Here is a 20,959-nt window from a genome sequence, read left to right as displayed (position 1 = left end):
TTTTTGGTGCTTTTATCTGTGTTCAAGCAGGATAGTGAATGTCTCACTACAAAAATGGTATAATAATTAAATTGAAAAGCTTTAGATAGTTACCCGAGTAAACAAGCGGATGCTGGTTGAGCGGGATAAATAGATGGGGGCATAATGATGAAGGGAAAACGAATTTTATTATGTGTTAGCGGCGGAATCGCCGTATATAAAGCTGCAGCTTTAACAAGTAAATTAGTACAAGCGGGAGCGGAAGTTAAAGTAATGATGACTGCTTCAGCATGCGAGTTCGTAACGCCGCTTACGTTTCAAGCTCTGTCTCGAAACCCAGTTTATACAGATACGTTTGATGAAAAAGATCCATCTGTGATTGCACATATTGATTTAGCAGATTGGCCTGATTTAATTTTAGTAGCTCCTGCTACGGCAAATATGATAGGGAAAATAGCAAATGGTCTTGCAGATGATATGATTTCCACAACGCTGCTGGCTGCTACTGCACCTGTGTGGATTGCACCTGCAATGAATGTTCATATGTACGATCATCCAGCTGTTAAAAAAAATATGAGCACTCTTTCATCATTTGGTTACTCTTTTGTAGAACCTGGAGAAGGGTATTTGGCATGCGGTTATGTAGGAAAAGGTCGTCTTGAAGAGCCAGAAACAATTGTTTCACTAATCGGATCTTATTTTTCACAAGCATCACATACACAAAAGATCCTTGAAGGTGTTAATGTATTGGTTACAGCAGGACCTACGGTAGAACGCATTGATCCCGTCCGATTTTTTACCAATCGCTCTACTGGGAAAATGGGCTATGCCCTTGCAGAACAAGCTGCTAAATTAGGCGCATCCGTAACACTTGTAACGGGACCGACGAATTTAGAGTATCCAAAAGGAGTGCAGGTTGTTCAAATTGAAAGTGCACAGCAGATGCTTGAAGCTGTTATGCAGCGTTATCATGAAGCAGATGTTGTCATTAAATCAGCCGCAGTGGCAGATTACCGACCAAAGCATGTGTTTGATCAAAAGATGAAAAAGCAGCCTGGTGAAGCAGTACTAGAGCTAGAGAGAACAACAGATATTTTACGCACGCTTGGAGAGCGAAAAGAACACCAGCTTTTAGTCGGCTTTGCAGCAGAAACAGAACAAGTGGATGAATATGCACAAAAGAAACTTGCATCTAAAAACTTGGATATGATTGTAGCCAATAACGTGACGACAGAAGGAGCAGGTTTTGGGACGGACACAAATATTGTAACGCTCTATAAGCGAAGCGGAGAGTCTAAAGAACTTCCCATTCTTTCAAAACACGATGTAGCTACCGAGGTGTTAAAAGAAGTGAAGGAAATGTTAGAAGGGCTGAAAAAATGAGTGTAGCTAGTGTAATTGTGGACGTGGCTGCTAAGCAAACAGATCGAGCTTTTGACTACGCTATTCCCGACAAATGGAAAGGAATTATTGTTCCGGGTATGCGAGTTGTCGTTCCGTTTGGTCCTAGAAAAGTTCAAGGGTTTGTGGTGGCTCTTAAAGAAGAGGCTGAAGTTAAGCGTGTTAAACCAATCGCTGACCTGCTTGATTTAACGCCGGTTCTGACTCCCGAACTGTTAGAGATTGGGCACTGGCTAACCGAAAAAACGCTTTGTTTTATGATATCGGCTTTTCAAGTTATGCTGCCTGCGGCGATGAAAGCAAAATATGATAAAGAACTGTCACTCCTTTCAAAAGAGGCACACGAACAGCTTCATGAGCAAGTAAAGCCGTTTTTTCAGTCAAGATCCTCGCTGAAGTGGAGTGAAGTAGAAAAAACAGCCGCTGCTCCTGCTTTTCACCGTGATATTCAAAAAGGTCTAATTGAAGTCGTCTACGTCGTTAAAAACAAAGGAAACAAAAAAACGGCAAAAGGCGTAAAACTGAATCAAAGCCTTGAAGAAATTCAGCAGTTTATGAGCGAGTTAAATAAGCAGGCAGAAAAGCAAAAACAAGTGCTGTCTTTTATGCTGAATCGAAATGAAGAAGTAGCCATAAAAGAAATAGCGGAAGATTTGCAGATTACCTCCGCTCCTATAAAAGCGCTGATTAACAAAGGACTCTTAGCGGAAACGGAAATTGAAATATACCGTGATCCTTATCAAGATCGATACTTTACACCATCACAGCCATTTCAATTGACCGATGAACAAGCTGAGGCAATCGCACCGATTCTGCATGACATCGAAGAAAATCTTCACGATGTGTTTTTAATGTACGGAGTAACCGGAAGCGGAAAAACAGAAGTGTATCTCCAATCAATTGATCAAGTGCTAAAAAAAGGGAAAGAAGCGATTATGCTTGTTCCGGAGATTTCACTTACCCCTCAGATGGTCAAACGTTTTAAAGAGCGATTCGGCTCAAAAGTTGCTGTGCTCCATAGCGGCTTGTCTACTGGAGAAAAATACGATGAATGGCGAAAAATTCAGCGGAAAGAAGTATCCGTTGTAGTAGGGGCCCGCTCTGCTGTATTTGCGCCATTTGAAAATTTGGGCCTTCTTATTATCGATGAAGAACATGAGACGAGTTACAAACAAGAAGAAAACCCCCGTTATCATGCTAGAGATGTAGCCATTTACCGAGGGCAGCATCATCAGTGTCCAGTCATTTTAGGAAGTGCAACCCCAACGCTTGAGTCCTTTGCAAGAGCGCAAAAAGGTGTGTATAAGCTACTGACGTTAAAGCAAAGAATGAATAAGTCATCAATGCCGTCGGTGGATATCGTTGATATGAGAGAAGAGCTTCGCAGCGGCAATCGCTCTATGTTTTCAACTATGCTGTTTGAAAAGATGAAAGACCGTTTGGAAAAAGGGGAGCAAATCGTTTTATTTTTAAATAAAAGAGGTCATTCTTCTTTTGTTATGTGCAGAGACTGCGGTTACGTTCCGACATGTGAGCACTGTGAAATTTCACTAACGTATCACCGCTATCAAAATAAATTAAAATGCCATTACTGCGGACACGAAGAACATGTCCACACTGATTGCCCAGAATGCCACAGTGAACATATCCGCTTTTTCGGATCTGGTACACAAAAAGTGGAAGAAGAATTAACAAAAGTGCTGCCCGAGGCTAGGGTCGTTCGAATGGATGTTGATACGACAAGCCGAAAAGGCGCGCATGAAAAGCTCCTGAATAAGTTTGCAAGTGGAGAAGCGCAAATTTTATTAGGGACGCAGATGATTGCGAAAGGACTCGACTTTCCAAACGTCACGCTTGTAGGCGTTTTAACAGCAGATACGATGCTGAATTTACCTGACTTTCGTGCATCTGAAAAAACGTTTCAGCTTTTAACACAAGTAAGCGGAAGAGCAGGACGCCACAAACTTCCAGGAGAAGTAGTGATTCAAACGTACACGCCTGAACACTACAGCATTCAACTTGCGAGTCAGCATGATTACGATGCGTTTTATAAGCAGGAGATGGAAATTCGTAAAATGCATAAATATCCGCCTTTCTTTTACTTGGCGCTTGTAACGGTATCTCATGAAAATATTGCAAAAGTGGTGTCTGTTACAGACAAAATTTCGCAGTATCTGAGTCAGAAACTTTCGCCGCAAACAACGATCTTAGGGCCAGTCGCATCTCCGATTGCTAAGATAAAAGATAGATATCGCTATCAATGCATGTTAAAATACAAGCTGGAACCAAGCCTGATTCCGCTGTTGAAATATATATTAGAACGTCATCAAGCGGAAATGCAGAAGGAGAATTTAACGATCACTATTGATTTGAATCCATACTCGATGATGTAACTAGTCGTCTTGATGGCGTTAAAGAAGAAGCTTTTTGGATATAAATAGAAAGAATAAAGGAGGTGCCTATTTGGCTAAGCTTAAGCTTGTTTACCATCCTAATGAAGTACTTGAACAAGAATGTGAAGTCGTTAAAAACTTTGATAATAAATTAGCGAAATTACTAAACGGCATGTATGATTTAATGCTTGAAGCAGACGGTGTGGGTCTAGCTGCTCCTCAGGTAGGAGTTCTGCAGCAAGTGGCAGTGGTAGACGTGGATGACCGACACGGTAAAATTGAGTTAATTAATCCGGTAATTATTGAGCAACGAGGCGAACAAATCGGTCCAGAAGGCTGCCTAAGTTTTCCGGGCCTTTTTGGTGACGTGGCTCGAGCTGATTATGTGAAAGTACGTGCGCAAAACCGTAAAGGAAAACCTTATTTTATAGAAGCAAAAGGTTTTTTAGCACGAGCAATTCAGCATGAAATTGATCATTTACACGGTGTATTGTTCACGGAAAAAGTAACAAAGTATTACGAAGAGGATGAACTAGAAGGGTAGGTTTTACACGATGAAAGTCGTATTTATGGGAACGCCGGATTTTTCAGTGCCGGTTTTACAAACATTACTTAAAGATGGATATGAAGTGGTCGCAGTGGTTACACAGCCGGACCGACCAAAAGGACGCAAGCGCGTATTAACACCTCCTCCTGTAAAAGTTGAGGCGTTAAAGCATGAAATACCTGTACTGCAGCCAGAAAAGATTCGTTTAGAAGAAGAATATCAGCAAGTGTTAGCGTATGAGCCTGACCTAATTGTAACAGCGGCTTTTGGTCAAATTTTACCAACCCCTATTTTAGAAGCGCCTAAATACGGCTGTATTAACGTGCATGCTTCTCTGTTACCTGAACTGCGCGGAGGCGCGCCGATTCATTATTCAATTCTACAAGGTAAGCCGAAAACTGGTGTTACAATTATGTATATGGTAGAAAAATTAGATGCAGGTGATATCTTAACACAGGTAGAAGTTCCGATTGAAGAACGTGATCACGTTGGCACACTTCATGATAAACTCAGCGCTGCTGGTGCAAAATTGCTTTCAGAAACCATTCCTTCTCTTGTAAAAGGTGAAATTACGCCGGTTAAACAAAACGATGACGAAGCGACATTTGCTTCTAACATTAAGCGTGAACAAGAGAAAATTGATTGGGCCCGTACAGGAGAAGAAATTTATAACCATATCCGCGGACTTCACCCTTGGCCCGTTGCTTATACAACAGCAGACGGTCAGGTCATGAAAATTTGGTGGGGAGAGAAAGTATCCGCATCAGGCAAACCGGGTACCGTTTTATCACTTGAAGAGGATGGATTTATAGTAGCAACTGGAAACGAAACAGCTATTAAAGTGACGGAACTTCAGCCGGCTGGAAAAAAACGTATGGATGCAGCGCAGTATTTACGAGGTACATCCGTTGAAGTCGGAACAGTATTAGGGGATGTCAATGAGTAAGTACAACGTTCGAGACATAGCTTTAGATATTTTACTAGCTATTGAAAAAAATCAGGCATTCAGCAATCTATTGTTAAATAACAGCATACAAAAACGGGGTATTCAAGGAAAAGATGCAGGACTGTTAACGGAAATTGTGTATGGAACGATTCAAAGACGTGATACGTTAGATTACGGGCTAGCGCCTTTCTTGAAAAATCCAAAAAAGCTTCAGCCTTGGGTGCGAGTGCTGCTTCGTTTATCTCTTTACCAAATGGTATATTTAGACCGGGTGCCGGACCGGGCAATCCTTCATGAAGCAGTAGAAATTGCCAAAAAACGCGGTCACAAAGGAATTGCCTCAATGGTAAACGGCGTTTTACGAAATATTCAGCGCAGCGGCACGCCTTCTTTAGAAGAAATACAAAATCCTGTGGAGCGCTTGGCGATTGAAACGAGTCATCCATTGTGGCTTGTAAAACGCTGGGTGGAACAATATGGATTGGACAAAACACGCGGAATCTGTTTAGCTAATTTAATGGCCCCCAAACAAACAATCCGAGTAAACAGTGCACGCTTTACGCAAAATGAAGTAAAAGAAGCGCTTGAAAAAGAAGGGATTGTTGTAGAACCAGGCCATTTTGTAGAAGAAGCGCTAGAAGTTCAAAAAGGAAATGCAGCTCATACACAAGCATTTCGTGAAGGAATGTTTACCGTTCAAGATGAAAGCTCTATGTTAGTGGCTCATGCGCTCGGTGCAGAGGCAGAAGAGCTAATTTTAGATAGCTGTGCTGCACCGGGAGGAAAATCAACTCATATTGCAGAGCAGCTTAAAAACAGTGGTAAAGTTATTTCCTTGGACATTCATGACCATAAAGTAAAGCTGATTGCCCAGCAGGCAGAGCGTCTGCATCTTACCAATATTGAGCCGACGGTTCAAGACAGCCGCAAAGCGGGCGAACAGTTTGATAAAGAAATGTTTGACCGCATCTTAGTAGATGCCCCGTGCTCAGGTTTTGGTGTAATGAGACGAAAACCTGATTTGAAATATACAAAAACTGAGCAAGATGTAAAGCAGCTGGCGCGTATTCAACAAGATATTTTAAATGCGGTTGCGCCTTTATTAAAAAAAGGTGGGACCCTTGTATATAGTACATGTACAATTGACCGAGATGAAAATGGGGATGTTGTAGCAGCATTTTTAACAGATCATGCTGATTTCCAAAAAGATGAAACACTTGCTGCACGGATGCCGCAAAAGCTTAAACAAAACGTAAAACATGGTGAAATTCAATTGCTGCCAGATGCACAAAGCGATGGATTTTATATTGCATGTTTACAGAAGAAGGTGTAAAAATGGAAGAAGTAGCTAAAAGAAAAGCAAAAGCAGAAGAAAAACCGCAAAAACCATCTATTTATTCATTAGAAATGCACGACCTAGAAAATTGGTTAGTAGAACACGGAGATAAGAAGTTCCGTGCTAAACAAATTTTTGACTGGTTATATGTTAAACGCGTAACGGACTTTGACGATATGTCAAACTTATCTAAAGGATTACGTGAACAATTAAAAGACAAATTTGCATTAACGACATTAAAAACAGTTGTTCAGCAAACGTCTGGGGACGGCACGATGAAGTTTTTATTCGAACTCCATGACGGTTATACGATTGAAACAGTGCTTATGCGTCATGAATACGGAAATTCTGTCTGCGTAACGACTCAAGTTGGCTGTCGCATCGGCTGTACGTTCTGTGCGTCTACTCTTGGAGGTTTAAAGCGTAATTTAGAAGCTGGAGAAATCGTAGCGCAAGTAGTAAAAGTACAAAAAGCGCTAGATGAACAAGGAGAACGCGTGAGCTCTGTCGTAATTATGGGTATTGGGGAGCCGTTTGATAACTATGATGAAATGATGCGCTTCTTAAAAACAATTAACAGTGATGATGGATTAAATATTGGTGCACGTCATATCACAGTATCGACAAGTGGAATCATTCCGAAAATCTATAAGTTTGCTGATGAAAAAATGCAAATCAATTTTGCAATTTCACTTCACGCTCCAAACAATGACATCCGCTCACGCTTAATGCCAATTAACCGTGCGTACAAACTTCCTGATTTGATGGAAGCTATTAAATATTATACGGATAAAACGGGAAGACGTATTAGCTTTGAGTATGGTCTATTCGGAGGAGTAAACGATCAAGTAGAGCATGCCGAGGAATTAGCGGATTTGATTAAAGACGTTAAATGTCACGTGAACTTGATTCCGGTAAACTATGTGCCTGAGCGTGATTATGTTCGTACACCGCGTGAACAGATTTTTGCATTTGAACGTACGCTTAAAAAGCGTGGCGTTAACGTGACTATTCGACGTGAGCAAGGTCATGATATCGATGCAGCTTGTGGCCAATTACGTGCGAAGGAGCGTAAAGAAGAGACGAGGTGATTGTATGGCAACTGTCTTCATGACAGACCGAGGGAGAGTTAGACAACACAATGAAGATAACGGAGGGGTATTTTTGAACCAACACAATCAGCTGCTTGCAATTGTGGCTGATGGTATGGGAGGTCATCGAGCTGGCGACGTCGCCAGTGAGATGGCGGTTCAAAAATTGCAAATAGCGTGGGAAGAAGCGGACAAAGTAACGTCTCCTGATGAGGCAACGCAGTGGATTCGTACGCATGTTTCGCAAATTAATCAAGATATTTATCAGTATGCTCAGGAGCATGAAGAGTGTAAAGGTATGGGTACAACAGTTGTACTTGCTTTATGCGCCGATACGTTTTGTGCGATTGGTAATATAGGAGACAGCAGATGCTATATTTCAAATGAATATGGATTTCAACAAGTAACAGAAGATCATTCTCTTGTGAATGAACTCGTAAAAAATGGTCAAATCACAAAAGAAGATGCTGAGCATCATCCACGAAAAAATATCTTATTGCGAGCACTAGGTACCGAAGAAAATGTTAGTTTAGATGTAAAAACAATTGAAGTGGAAAAAGAAGATCGATTATTATTATGTTCAGATGGACTGACAAATAAGGTAACGGAACAAAAGCTGAACGAAACGTTATCAACAAGTTCATCACTTCACGAAAAGGGTACGAGCCTGATTCAATTAGCAAATGAGCTTGGTGGAGAAGACAATATTACACTTGCAATTGTGGACTTTACATCTGAAAGTGGGTGAGAGTGTTGCTAATAGGTAGACGGCTAAACGACCGTTATAAGGTATTGCAAGTAATTGGTGGAGGCGGAATGGCAAACGTCTATTTAGGTCGCGACATGATTTTGGATCGTGATGTGGCAATTAAAGTGCTTCGTTTAGACTTTGCAAGTGACGATGCTTTTATAAAGCGTTTCCATCGAGAAGCACAATCTGCTACGAGTATTGCTCATCCTAATATTGTCAGCATTTATGATGTTGGAGAAGAAGAAGATATTTACTATATCATCATGGAATATGTACCGGGTATGACATTAAAGCAATACATTCTGCAAGAATCACCACTATCTCTTGATAAAGCCATACATATTATGACGCAGATTACATCAGCTATTGCCCATGCTCATCAGTACGGAATTATTCACCGGGATATTAAGCCTCAAAATATTTTAATTGATCATGATGATACCATTAAAGTTACTGACTTCGGCATTGCCGTAGCACTAAGTTCTACAACCATTACGCATACTAATTCTGTTTTGGGCTCTGTTCATTATTTATCTCCTGAACAGGCAAGGGGAGGGCTTGCGAATAAGCGGTCTGATATTTATTCGCTTGGCATCGTCCTATTTGAATTGCTAACGGGTCGAGTCCCTTTTTCTGGGGAATCGGCTGTGTCAATTGCATTAAAACATTTACAGACAGAAACACCTTCTCCAAAAAGATGGAATCCATCTATCCCTCAAAGCGTGGAGAATGTTGTATTAAAAGCAACAACTAAAGATCCATTTTACCGATACAGTTCCGTCGAAGAACTCGAAGCGGATTTACAGTCTGCTGTTCATCCAAATCGTTATAATGAACAAAGGTTTACGGTGCCTGATGATGAAGAAGTGACAAAAGCCATTCCAGTTATTAAGGAGGATTTTGTTGAATCCGAAGAAACGCACGTACCTGTGAGAAAACCACCTCACTTAGAGCGGGAAGAACAAGAGGAAGAAGAGTTAAAGCCGAAGAAAAAAAAGAAGAAAAAGAAAAAAGGCAAAAGCAAGCTGATTGTAACGCTTGTTTTAATTTTTTTGCTACTGGCAGCTGCTAGTGTAGCCGCTGTTACATTTATTCCGGCTTTATTACTGCCAAAAGACGTAAAGGTTCCTGATTTACATAATCAAGATTATGAATCAGCAGTAACCGATTTAGTTTCTTTAGGCTTTAAAGTGAAGAATCCTAAAGATATATCCGATAATGAGGTGGAAGAAGGCGACGTGGTTAAAACGATGCCAGAAGCGGGAGACGTTATCAAAGAAGGATCTAATGTCATTATTTATCGAAGTACAGGAAAGAAAAAAGAAGCATTTAACCGGTACATTGGAAGAAGCTTTACGGAAGTAAAAAGTCTGTTAGAAAAGCAGAATTATAAAGATATCCAATCCATCGAAGTTGAAAGCACAGAACCGAAAGGCAATATTACAGATCAGACGCCTAAAGAAACCGAACAAGTCGTGCCGGAAGATACAACGGTTACGCTATGGGTAAGTAAGGGTCCGCCGAAGATTACATTAAAGGATTTCTCGGGCTGGACGGAAAAAAGCGTAAAAGATTATGCATCAGATGAAGATATTGAAGTGGACGTAAAAACAGCGTATTCCGACACTGTTGAAAAAGGTCTTGTGATGTCTCAAAAGCCTGCAGCGGAGCAGAGTATCGAGCAAGGTGATAAGCTCACCATTACAGTCTCAATGGGCAAGGAGCCAAAAGCTCCTCAAACGGTGTCAGTGGATGTGACTATTCCGTATAAAGAAGAGACTGACACCGAAGCAAGTACGGAACAAGGCAACGCAACGGAAACAGGCGATGCCACCGGAACAGAAGAGGAAAAGCCAAAGCCGCAAAAAGTACAAATTTATATCGAAGATGCAGATAACGATATGTCCGTTCCTGCTAAAGAACTAACGATTACTGAAACAACAAAAGAATCGTTCGATGTTTTAGTTGATGAAAATGAAAAAGCGTCTTATAAAATTGTCCGAGACGGGGAAGTTATTGAAGAAAAAGACGTTGAATATCCAGAGTGATAGGAGTGAGGTTATGCCAGAAGGAAGAATTATTAAATCCCTTAGCGGATTTTATTATGTTCTTCATGACGGACAAGTAACGCAATGTCGAGGACGAGGTGTTTTTCGTAAAAAGAAGGTAACGCCTTTAGTCGGTGACAATGTAGTATTTCAGGCGGAAAATAAGCTTGAAGGATATATACTTGAAATTAAAGAACGTAAAAATGAATTAGTTCGTCCCCCTATTTCAAATGTTGATCAGGCGCTGCTTGTTTTTTCAGCGATTGAACCTGATTTTAGCACAATGCTTCTTGACCGATTTTTAGTGTTAGTGGAGTCTAATCATATTGAACCTATTATTTGTATTTCAAAAGTAGATCTTTTATCACAGCAGCAAAAGCAAGAAATCGAGCAATATGCCGAAGAATATCGTAAAATAGGATATGAGGTCATTTTAACGTCGACAGTCACAGAAAAAGGCATGGAACAAATTCAGCCGTTATTTGAAGATCGCGTAACGGTTATTGCCGGACAGTCAGGTGTAGGTAAATCTTCACTGTTAAATACACTTAAACCAGAGCTTGAATTAAAGACAAATGATATTTCAATGTCACTTGGAAGAGGAAAGCATACAACACGTCATGTAGAACTGATTTCGTTTGGTGAAGGTTTAGTAGCCGATACGCCAGGCTTTAGCTCACTAGAATTTTTAACATTAGAAGTAGAAGAGTTAACCGATTGTTTTCCTGAAATGTCGCGTTTGAGTGAACAGTGTAAATTTCGAGGTTGTTTGCATGTGAAAGAACCAAAATGTGCGGTGAAAGAAGCATACGAACAAAAAGAAATTCCGAGTTATCGCTACGAACATTACTTGCAATTTATTGAGGAAATTAAGCAAAGAAAGCCGAGGTATTAAAAATGACAAAAATCGCACCTTCCATTTTATCTGCCAATTTTTCAAAGCTTGCTGAAGAAATTCGTGAAGTTGAAGCAGGTGGAGCAGACTACATCCATATAGACGTTATGGATGGCCATTTTGTTCCTAATATTACAATTGGACCGCTTATCGTTGAGGCTGTACGCCCTGTCACAACACTGCCATTAGATGTGCATTTAATGATTGAAAACCCAGATCAATACGTTCCAATGTTTGCAAAGGCAGGTGCTGATATTTTAACGGTACATGCTGAAGCGTGTACTCATTTGCACCGCACCATTCAATTAATTAAAGAGCACGGCATGAAAGCAGGCGTTGCTTTAAATCCTGCAACGCCAATTGACGTGGTAAAGCATATCTTAGAAGATATCGATCTTATTTTATTAATGACGGTGAACCCAGGCTTTGGAGGACAAAACTTTATTCCAAGTGTATTGCCAAAAATTGAGCAAATCTCTCAGCTTATTGAAATTCGTCACCTTTCTATTGAAGTAGAGGTTGATGGAGGAATTAATGAAGAAACAGCAAGAAAATGTGTGGAAGCAGGAGCAAATGTCTTAGTGGCTGGCTCAGCTATTTATAACCAAGAAGATCGAGCTGGCGCAATTAGTCAAATTCGCACAACTGTTCAAGCGTAAGTAATAAAAGCTGCTGTGTACAACGAGTAGAACTTGTACACAGCAGCTTTTTCTTTTAGGATAAAGAAAACATATTTATTTCGTCCATTTTTTAATAGAAAAGGAGCATATACATAATGAAAATTCATATTCTAGCAGGGGGACCGGATGAACATATGCCACCCCTGCACCAATCAAATGATGTAAAGTGGGTAGGAGTAGACCGTGGCGTATTCCTTCTTCTTCAACAAGACATTTTGCCCGTAAAAGCATTCGGAGATTTTGATTCCATTACAAATGCGCAGCTTAAGCTAGTGAGAGAAGCATTACAAGATGTTGAATTGTATCCTGCAGAAAAAGATGCAACGGATTTGGAACTTGCTTTTGAGTGGGCAATAGGGCAAAAACCGGACAGTATTTGTATCTTTGGAGCAACAGGTGGAAGGCTTGACCACATGTTTGGAAGCATTCAGCTCCTGTACAAAGGGTTAAAAAAGAAAGCGAATGTACAAATGATTGACAATCAAAATATCATTCAATTGTTTGAACCAGGCACTTATCATGTTGATCGTTTAAAGGAGTTTCACTATATTTCATTCGTTCCTTTTGCAGGCGGTGTAAAAGAGCTTACGCTAGAAGGTTTCAAATATCCACTCAATAAGCATGAAGTAGAACTCGGCTCAACTTTATGTATTAGCAATGAACTTATTCAACAAAGAGGTACTTTTTCATTTACAAAAGGCATATTAATGATGGTAAGAAGCAATGATAAACGTTGCTTGTGATGAAGTATGGAAAATGAGAGCAGGACATAGGGCTTTCTTTAAAAGGAGATAAAGTGTGGAGACGGTTAGGAGGGACAGTATGAAATTCTATACAATCAAACTTCCAAAGTTTTTAGGTGGCATCGTAAAGGTCATGCTTAATTCGTTCAAAAAAGATTAACAACGCCGGAATAATAAAAGAAGCACCATAAAATATGGTGCTTTTTCATTATAAAGATTAAACGCGTTGAACTTTACCAGACTTAAGGGCTCTAGCTGAAACGTACACACGTTTTGGTTTACCGTTCACTAAGATACGTACTTTTTGAACGTTAGCACCCCATTTACGCTTAGTAGCGTTCATTGCGTGAGAACGTGCGTTACCTGAACGAGCTTTTCTACCAGTTACTACACATTTGCGTGCCATGATTTTCCCTCCTAACACCAAAAAAACTACTCAATTCTGTTTTGAGAAATACTATATTAATTTATCACAGCCTTACAGAGAATGCAATAGTTCTGGAGAAAAGCTTTCAAGAAATTTTCCTTGACATATAAAATGAATCTATGTTCAATAATATAGAGAGTAGAAATAGGTATAACCTGGGCTATTACTTATTTTAAGATAAGTTGATACCTAATACTGTCATCTTTAAAAGGGACAAGCTGGACGCCTCTTTTAAAACGAGATTGATTATAGTAGAATATTTATAACCTATGAAAGTAGAAAGGGGAACGAGTATGTCCATCGAAATGAAAACGAAGTATGGTCAAATTGATATCTCTACAGATGTAATTGCCACAATTGCTGGAGGAGCAGCTGTTGATTGTTACGGGATTGTCGGAATGGCTTCAAAAAATCAGCTTAAAGATGGTCTTACAGAAATTCTTCGCAAAGAAAACTTTACACGAGGTATTGTGGTAAGACAAGAAGAGGATGACGTACATATCGACATGTACATTATCGTAAGCTATGGAACAAAAATTTCTGAAATTGCTCATAATGTGCAAACAAAAGTAAAATACACACTGGAACAAACGGTTGGTTTAACGGTTGATTCAGTAAATATTTATGTGCAGGGTGTTCGTGTAACGAACGTTTAATTAAGGAGGAAGATTCGTGTCAATGACAACGTTGGACGGAAAGCGGTTTAGAGAAATGGTGCTTCAAGGAGCCCAGCATCTATCTAACAATGCAGATTATGTAGATGCGCTGAACGTTTTTCCTGTACCAGATGGTGATACTGGAACAAATATGAACTTATCGATTACGTCTGGTGCTAAAGAAGTGAAAAATAAACTATCTGATCACATCGGCCAAGTGAGTCAAGCTTTGTCTAAGGGCTTATTGATGGGGGCGCGCGGTAATTCAGGAGTTATTTTATCTCAATTATTCCGCGGTTTTGCGAAATCGGTTGAGCAAAAGTCAGCGATTACAACAGTTGAGTTTGCTGAAGCTCTTGAGCTTGGGGTAGAAACTGCTTATAAAGCTGTTATGAAACCAATCGAAGGAACTATTTTAACAGTAGCTAAGGATACTGCTAAAAAAGCAGCGGCTGTTGCTAAAAAGCAATCTGATATGATTCTGTTCATGGAAGAAGTACTTAAGGAAGCTAATGCTTCGTTAAATCGCACGCCAGATCTTTTACCCGTGTTAAAAGAAGTAGGCGTAGTGGATAGCGGAGGTCAAGGGCTTGTTTTAATTTATGAAGGGTTTTTAGCTGAATTAAAAGGTGAAAAACTTCCGGGTGTACCCATGTCAGCTCCTTCGATGAATGAACTCGTAAATGCTGAGCATCATAAGCATGCGCAAAGCCATATGAATACAGAAGATATTGAATTTGGCTATTGTACAGAATTTATGGTAAGGCTGGAAGAGGATAAGCCTGCAGCTAAAACATTTTCTGAAGAAACGTTTCGTCAAGACTTAAGTAAATGGGGCGACTCATTGCTTGTAGTATCTGATGATGAAATCGTGAAAGTTCATATTCACGTTGAGCATCCTGGAGAAGTGTTAAACTACGGGCAGCAATATGGAAGTTTAATTAAAATGAAGATTGAAAACATGAGAGAACAGCATAGCAGCATTGTTTCAGGTGAAGAAAAGCCTGCAGTAAAAAATGCTGAAAAACAGCCCTTTGGCATTGTTACTGTGTCAATGGGAAAAGGAATTGCTGAATTGTTCAAGAGCCTTGGGGCAACGGTTGTCATTGAAGGCGGACAAACAATGAATCCAAGTACGGAGGATATTGTCAAAGCGATTGAAGAAACAAATGCTGAACAGGTACTGATTTTACCTAATAACGGAAATATTGTGATGGCTGCTAACCAAGCGGCTGCTGTTGCCGGCAGTCACGTTTCGGTTGTCCCGTCTAAAACGGTTCCTCAAGGAATGACAGCGCTGCTATCATTTAATCCTCAGCAAAGCTTAAAAGAAAACGAGGAAGTAATGACAGAAGCTCTACAGCACGTGAAAACAGGACAAGTAACGTATGCAGTTCGCGATACAAATATTGATGGTCTTGAATTAGCTAAAGGCGATTTTATGGGTATTGCCGAAAAGAAAATCGTCGTAAAAGATTCAGAGAAATTAGAAGCAGCGAAAAAGCTTTTGACTTATATGATTGATGACGAAGCGGAAATCCTTACGATTCTTCAAGGAGAGGATGTCTCAGATGATGAAGCTGAAGCGCTAACATTGTTTGTAGAAGAAACGTTTGAAGAAGTTGAGGTAGAGCTTCATAAAGGAGATCAACCTTTATATTCTTACATTTTTGCAATTGAATAACAAAAAAAGAAGCATCCCTCCTGAGGGGTGCTTCTTTTTTGTGTTTTTTAAGTTAAATACGAACTATTTTACTTTTAAATGTTGTAATTGTTCGGTATGTTAGGTATATTAGTTGAAAAGAACCCGTTTGTATGGTAGTTTTGAAAACTGATTGAGTCAAATGTGAAAGAAAACAGCATGAGAGGAGAGACAACAGTGGATATTTTAAAAGGAACAGGTTTATTATTATTAGTTTTATTTTTATTTTGGTTGTTTAGCAACAAGGCACCTTATGGCATGAAAGCAATGGGGGCTCTGGCAAGCGGAGCGGTAGCTGCGTTTCTCGTAGAGGCCTTTCAGTCATATGTAGGAGGAGATTTACTAGGTATTTCATTCCTAGGTGAAGTAGGAAAGGCTGCAGGAGGAATGGGAGGAGTTGCGGCGGCAGCACTAGTTGCTTTGGCGTTAGGAGTATCTCCTGTATATGCTCTTATGATGGGGGTGGTGTGTTCAGGGCTAGGCTTGCTCCCTGGATTTTTTGCGGGGTACCTCATGGCATTTGTAGTGAAATTTATTGAGAAAAAGGCACCTGCTGGTCTAGACTTATTAGGCAACATCTTAATTGCAGCACCTTTAACAAGATTAATTGGTAATGCATTCTCACCTATTGTAGATGCGACGCTTTTAAATATTGGAGGAATTATCAAAGATACAACAAGTGCTAGCCCTATTTTGATGGGAATTATTTTAGGGGGAGTGATTACAGTAGTAGCAACGGCTCCGCTTAGCTCAATGGCTTTAACGGCTATGCTAGGGTTAACGGGATTGCCTATGGCGATTGGAGCTCTTGCTGTGTTTGGTTCTTCTTTCATGAACTATGTGCTGTTTGATCGATTAAAAATTGGGGATCGTCGTACAACTATTTCAGTTGCAGTTGAACCTTTAACACAAGCGAATATTATTTCAGCAAATCCAATTCCTATCTACATTACAAACTTTGTTGGAGGTGCACTAGCCGGTGTAGTTGTGGCTCTGTTCGGATTGGTAAATGATGCTGCAGGCACGGCAACGCCAATCGCAGGACTTGCAGTGATGTTTGGGTTTAATGACCCTATGAAGGTCACAATTTGTGCAGTACTTTGCGCACTAACGGGAGCATTAGCTGGGTTTATAGGTTCAGTTGTTTTTAAAAACTTTAAAATTAAAACAGTAGACGATGTAGCTTCCGAGCAAGAAGCAGCTTAAGTAATTCATCTTTTCCTGCATAATATAGCAAAAAAAGCGGTGTGCTTATCTTATTTTTATGGATAAATACACCGCTTTTTTTATGCGTGAATCCCTAATAAAAATGAGAATTTTTAAATTTTTTAAGAGCGTGAAACAAAGCTTCCAAAAAGTCAAAAGCTCAAGTAACATATAAGTAATAACAATGTCTAAATAGCAGGGGGAAAATCCTTATGAAATATAAATCTGTCTTTGATATTATTGGTCCGGTAATGATTGGACCATCTAGCTCACATACAGCTGGTGCAGCGCGTATTGGACGCGTTGCCCGAACGCTTTTTGGCAAGCAGCCCACAAAAGTTGTGGTTTCACTGTACGGTTCTTTTGCTCAAACGTATAAAGGGCACGGAACAGACGTAGCGCTGATTGGCGGTATTTTAGATTTTGATACGTTCGACCAGCGTATTCCGCAATCTTTGGACTTAGCTAAAAAAGAAGGAATGGACGTCACATTTGTTGAGGAAGCGGCAATCACAGATCATCCGAATACTGCTCGCATCAAAATGAGCGACGGATTAAAGGAAATTGAAGTTGTTGGAATTTCAATTGGCGGAGGGAAAATTCAAATTACGGAGCTGAACGGATTTGAATTAAATTTATCAGGCATGAATCCAGCTATTCTCGTTGTGCATAATGACCGATTTGGTGCCATTGCGACCGTTACGAATATTTTGATGAAACACTCAATTAATATCGGACATATGGAAGTATCTCGCAAAGAGCGCGGAGAAGTAGCGCTCATGGCAATTGAAATGGACACGAATATTGAAGATGATGTAATTGAAGAGTTAAAAACATTGCCTCACATTATTCAAGTAACAAGAATGGTTGAGTAGGATAGAGCGAATAGGACCGGCTTGAGAGAATAACTGGGGCCGAGTGATTATAGATGATTCTAAAGTGAAAATAAGACAGAATGATAGCGGAGGTTACTATGTTTCGAAACGTAGCAGAACTAGTAGAATTAGCAGAAAGTCAAAATGTAAAAATTGCAGAGATTATGATTCAACAGGAAATAGATATCACAGGAGTTACTCGTGAAGAAATCATGGGAAAAATGGACCGGAACTTAACGGTTATGGAAGAAGCGGTTGAACGCGGTTTAAAAGGGGTACAGTCTGTTACAGGTTTAACAGGCGGAGATGCAGTGCTGCTTCAAAACTATATTCAAAGTGGAAAATCTTTATCTGGAAATTTAATTTTAGATGCAGTCAGCAAAGCTGTAGCGACAAACGAAGTAAATGCGGCAATGGGGACAATCTGTGCAACACCTACTGCTGGATCTGCGGGAGTAGTGCCAGGAACGCTGTTTGCAGTGCAAAATAAGCTAAACCCAACTCGTAAAGAAATGATTGAATTTTTATTTACATCAGGTGCTTTTGGGTTTGTTGTAGCCAATAATGCGTCTATTTCAGGAGCAGCAGGCGGATGTCAAGCAGAAGTTGGTTCAGCTTCAGGTATGGCAGCTGCAGCGATTGTTGAAATGGCAGGAGGTACACCGAGTCAGGCAGCTGAAGCAATGGCAATTACTCTCAAAAATATGCTAGGATTAGTATGTGACCCAGTAGCGGGGTTAGTAGAAGTTCCATGTGTGAAACGAAACGCAATGGGAGCGGCGAATGCAATGATTGCAGCAGATATGGCCTTAGCAGGCATTACAAGTCGTATTCCATGTGATGAAGTCATTGATGCTATGTATAAAATTGGTCAAACAATGCCGGTTGCATTACGAGAAACTGCACAAGGAGGCTTAGCGGCAACACCAACAGGTCGCGAGCTTGAAGCGAAGATCTTTGGTATTGCATTAAATAAAAGTGAATGAACTAACAACTATTTCAATTAAAACCATTAAAGGTATTGGAGAGGAAACAGCACAAGCATTAGAGGATATGCATATTCACAGTGTGCATGACTTGTTAGAACATTTCCCATACCGCTATGAAGATTATGAGTTAAAAGATTTGGCTGAAGCAAAGCATGACGAAAAGGTCACCGTAGAAGGAAAGGTTCACAGCGTCCCCTCGCTTACGTATTACGGAAAAAAACGTTCGCGCCTTACGTTTCGGCTGCTAGTAAACCGCTATTTGATTACGGTTACTTGTTTTAATCGCCCTTACTATAAATCAAAGTTAGAAATCGATCAAACTGTTACGGTTACGGGGAAATGGGATCAGCATCGGCAAACGATTAACTTGCAGGAGCTTCAATTTTCTCCGTTTGTTAAAAATCAAACGATTGAGCCTGTTTACTCAGTTAAAGGCAGCTTAACGGTCAAAGGAATGAGGAAGTTCGTCTCTCTTGCGTTGAAGAATTATGGCAGTAGCATTCAGGATATGCTCCCGGCCTCTATTCGTTCTAGATACAAACTAGTAACGCGTGAAGAAGCGGTTAGAAGTATTCACTTACCTCGTGATCATGAAGATTTAAAACAAGCAAGACGTCGATTTGTCTATGAAGAATTTCTACTTTTTCAATTAAAAATGCAGGCGCTTAGAAAGCGCGAAAGAGAAGAAACGCCTGGAATGAAGCAAGTATTTGATTCAACTGAGCTGGTAAACTTCACGAACTTGCTGCCGTTTCCGTTAACAAACGCTCAAAAACGTGTAGTAAACGAAATTACGCACGATATGAAATCGCCTTATCGCATGAATCGCTTGCTGCAAGGTGATGTAGGGTCAGGTAAAACAGTCGTAGCAGCGGTTGCTTTATACGCTACTGTTTTAGCAGGGCATCAAGGTGCTTTAATGGTACCGACTGAAATTTTAGCTGAACAGCATGCTGAGTCATTGACTGCGATGCTTGAAAAGGTAGGAATCAGCGTAGGCTTGCTAACAGGGTCTGTTAAAGGAAAAGCAAGAAGAGAGCTGCTTCAGCGAGTGAAAGACGGAGATGTTCATGTATTAGTAGGTACACATGCCTTAATTCAAGACGAAGTTATATATAATAGTTTAGGGCTCGTCATTACGGATGAACAGCACCGCTTTGGAGTTGGGCAGCGCCGGGTTTTACGTGAAAAAGGAGAGAGTCCGGATGTACTGTTTATGACGGCGACTCCTATTCCAAGAACCCTTGCTATTACGGTGTTTGGGGAAATGGATGTGTCCATTATTGATGAAATGCCAGCAGGACGTAAGGCAATTGAAACATACTGGGTAAAACATGATATGCTTGAACGTATTTTACATTTCGTTGAAAAAGAAATACATGACGGCAGACAAGCTTACGTTATTTGTCCGTTGATTGAAGAATCGGACAAGCTGGATGTTCAAAATGCAATTGATGTACATGCAACACTCACTCACTATTTTAATGGAAAAGCAAGCGTTGGTCTCATGCACGGAAGATTGTCACCTGATGAAAAAGAAGAAGTGATGAAACAGTTTAGCGTAAATGACGTGCAGATTTTAGTATCAACAACGGTTGTAGAAGTAGGAGTGAACGTTCCGAATGCAACCGTGATGGTCATTTATGATGCAGAGCGCTTTGGGTTATCTCAGCTTCATCAGCTAAGAGGACGCGTAGGACGAGGAGATGCACAGTCGTATTGTATTCTGCTCGCGGATCCAAAATCAGAAGTTGGAAAAGAACGAATGACCATTATGACGGAAACAAACGATGGATTTGTATTATCAGAAAGAGACTTAGAGCTTCGTGGACCTGGTGATTTCTTTGGTAGAAAACAAAGCGGGATGCCTGAGTTTAAAGTAGCCGATATGGTGCACGATTACCGTGCGCTTGAAGTAGCTCGAGAAGATGCTGCTAAGCTTGTAAATTCCGACAGCTTTTGGACAGAAGATCAGTTTGCACTGCTGAGAATACAACTAGAAGCAACGGGCGTATTAACTGGAGAAAAATTTGATTAGTAAAAGAGACTGAAACAAAGTATTTTAGTTGAAGGAAAATCCGAACGATCAATCGTTCGGATTTTTTTCATTGTGATGATGAACGTAGATTTCATGTATGTGATGGGTATGCAGGTGCTTTTAACTGTTGAGTGAAGGGCAAGGCACTCCTGCGGGGAAAGCGGAATAGATGAGACCCCGCAGAAGCGTAAGGGACGAGGAGGATCACCGGCCGGCCGCGGAAAGCAAAGTCTTGCACGGAAATCAGCAGCGGTGT

19 protein-coding genes are annotated in these 20,959 nt (G+C 40.4%); 18 read left to right on the top strand and 1 reads right to left on the bottom strand.

From position 1 onward, the window contains the following. The first annotated feature begins 144 nt into the window (after positions 1 to 144). From coaBC to spoVM, 12 genes are all read left to right on the top strand, one after another. A complete protein-coding gene (gene coaBC / locus ACFX4N_RS15700; protein ID WP_013058925.1) occupies positions 145 to 1,362 on the top strand; it encodes a bifunctional phosphopantothenoylcysteine decarboxylase/phosphopantothenate--cysteine ligase CoaBC in 1,218 nt (405 codons plus the stop codon). Continuing rightward, on the top strand, positions 1,359 to 3,773 hold the full coding sequence (gene priA, locus ACFX4N_RS15695) for a primosomal protein N' (protein ID WP_057273968.1): 2,415 nt from the start codon (positions 1,359 to 1,361) through the stop codon (positions 3,771 to 3,773). Before coaBC ends, priA begins: the two co-directional genes overlap by 4 nt. A gap of 70 nt (positions 3,774 to 3,843) precedes the next feature. Beyond that, positions 3,844 to 4,317, top strand: coding sequence for a peptide deformylase (gene def, locus ACFX4N_RS15690; RefSeq protein ID WP_013084828.1), 474 nt, complete (start codon positions 3,844 to 3,846; stop codon positions 4,315 to 4,317). A gap of 10 nt (positions 4,318 to 4,327) precedes the next feature. Continuing rightward, a complete protein-coding gene (gene fmt / locus ACFX4N_RS15685) occupies positions 4,328 to 5,266 on the top strand; it encodes a methionyl-tRNA formyltransferase (protein ID WP_013058922.1) in 939 nt (312 codons plus the stop codon). After that, positions 5,259 to 6,599 carry a 16S rRNA (cytosine(967)-C(5))-methyltransferase RsmB gene (gene rsmB, locus ACFX4N_RS15680; protein WP_029320537.1) on the top strand — a complete coding sequence of 447 codons (1,341 nt, stop codon included), beginning with the start codon at positions 5,259 to 5,261 and terminating at the stop codon, positions 6,597 to 6,599. The genes fmt and rsmB overlap by 8 nt, the downstream gene beginning before the upstream one ends. Before the next feature lie 2 nt (positions 6,600 to 6,601). Beyond that, a complete protein-coding gene (gene rlmN, locus ACFX4N_RS15675) occupies positions 6,602 to 7,693 on the top strand; it encodes a dual-specificity RNA methyltransferase RlmN (protein ID WP_013058920.1) in 1,092 nt (363 codons plus the stop codon). A gap of 4 nt (positions 7,694 to 7,697) precedes the next feature. After that, complete coding sequence (locus tag ACFX4N_RS15670) at positions 7,698 to 8,441, top strand: Stp1/IreP family PP2C-type Ser/Thr phosphatase (protein ID WP_013058919.1); 744 nt, start codon at positions 7,698 to 7,700, stop codon at positions 8,439 to 8,441. Between the two features lie 5 nt (positions 8,442 to 8,446). Then, positions 8,447 to 10,492 (top strand): Stk1 family PASTA domain-containing Ser/Thr kinase, encoded by a 2,046-nt coding sequence (pknB, locus tag ACFX4N_RS15665; RefSeq protein ID WP_192100472.1) that lies wholly within the window; start codon positions 8,447 to 8,449, stop codon positions 10,490 to 10,492. 13 nt (positions 10,493 to 10,505) lie between these two features. Next, on the top strand, positions 10,506 to 11,387 hold the full coding sequence (gene rsgA, locus ACFX4N_RS15660; RefSeq protein ID WP_013058917.1) for a ribosome small subunit-dependent GTPase A: 882 nt from the start codon (positions 10,506 to 10,508) through the stop codon (positions 11,385 to 11,387). Positions 11,388 to 11,389: 2 nt separating this feature from the next. Further along, positions 11,390 to 12,046, top strand: a complete 657-nt coding sequence (gene rpe, locus ACFX4N_RS15655; protein ID WP_013058916.1) for a ribulose-phosphate 3-epimerase — start codon at positions 11,390 to 11,392, stop codon at positions 12,044 to 12,046. 116 nt (positions 12,047 to 12,162) lie between these two features. Further along, positions 12,163 to 12,810 (top strand): thiamine diphosphokinase, encoded by a 648-nt coding sequence (locus ACFX4N_RS15650; RefSeq protein WP_013058915.1) that lies wholly within the window; start codon positions 12,163 to 12,165, stop codon positions 12,808 to 12,810. A gap of 79 nt (positions 12,811 to 12,889) precedes the next feature. After that, entirely contained in the window at positions 12,890 to 12,970 is an 81-nt protein-coding gene (gene spoVM / locus ACFX4N_RS15645) for a stage V sporulation protein SpoVM (RefSeq protein WP_016765421.1), read from the top strand. 57 nt (positions 12,971 to 13,027) lie between these two features. Here the strand turns inward: spoVM and rpmB are convergent, their stop codons facing one another. Next, entirely contained in the window at positions 13,028 to 13,216 is a 189-nt protein-coding gene (gene rpmB / locus ACFX4N_RS15640; RefSeq protein WP_013058914.1) for a 50S ribosomal protein L28, read from the bottom strand. 314 nt (positions 13,217 to 13,530) lie between these two features. Between rpmB and ACFX4N_RS15635 the strand changes: the two genes are divergently transcribed. The 6 genes from ACFX4N_RS15635 to recG all read left to right on the top strand — a co-directional run bounded on the left by ACFX4N_RS15635 (position 13,531) and on the right by recG (position 20,703). Beyond that, positions 13,531 to 13,893, top strand: a complete 363-nt coding sequence (locus tag ACFX4N_RS15635; RefSeq protein ID WP_013058913.1) for an Asp23/Gls24 family envelope stress response protein — start codon at positions 13,531 to 13,533, stop codon at positions 13,891 to 13,893. A 16-nt stretch (positions 13,894 to 13,909) separates the two neighbouring features. Continuing rightward, on the top strand, positions 13,910 to 15,577 hold the full coding sequence (locus ACFX4N_RS15630; RefSeq protein ID WP_301264561.1) for a DAK2 domain-containing protein: 1,668 nt from the start codon (positions 13,910 to 13,912) through the stop codon (positions 15,575 to 15,577). 195 nt (positions 15,578 to 15,772) lie between these two features. Next, a complete protein-coding gene (locus ACFX4N_RS15625) occupies positions 15,773 to 16,801 on the top strand; it encodes a PTS sugar transporter subunit IIC (protein ID WP_328142684.1) in 1,029 nt (342 codons plus the stop codon). 212 nt (positions 16,802 to 17,013) lie between these two features. Continuing rightward, entirely contained in the window at positions 17,014 to 17,676 is a 663-nt protein-coding gene (gene sdaAB / locus ACFX4N_RS15620; protein ID WP_013058911.1) for an L-serine ammonia-lyase, iron-sulfur-dependent subunit beta, read from the top strand. A gap of 98 nt (positions 17,677 to 17,774) precedes the next feature. After that, positions 17,775 to 18,662 (top strand): L-serine ammonia-lyase, iron-sulfur-dependent, subunit alpha, encoded by an 888-nt coding sequence (gene sdaAA, locus ACFX4N_RS15615; RefSeq protein ID WP_053487702.1) that lies wholly within the window; start codon positions 17,775 to 17,777, stop codon positions 18,660 to 18,662. Then, positions 18,655 to 20,703 (top strand): ATP-dependent DNA helicase RecG, encoded by a 2,049-nt coding sequence (gene recG, locus ACFX4N_RS15610; RefSeq protein ID WP_029320554.1) that lies wholly within the window; start codon positions 18,655 to 18,657, stop codon positions 20,701 to 20,703. Before sdaAA ends, recG begins: the two co-directional genes overlap by 8 nt. Positions 20,704 to 20,959 lie beyond the last annotated feature (256 nt).

This window comes from Priestia sp. YIM B13551, from assembly GCF_042787905.1.
Lineage (GTDB): Bacteria > Bacillota > Bacilli > Bacillales > Bacillaceae_H > Priestia.
Note: the sequence above shows the minus strand (reverse complement) of the source record. Positions and strands in the feature narration are given on the sequence as shown.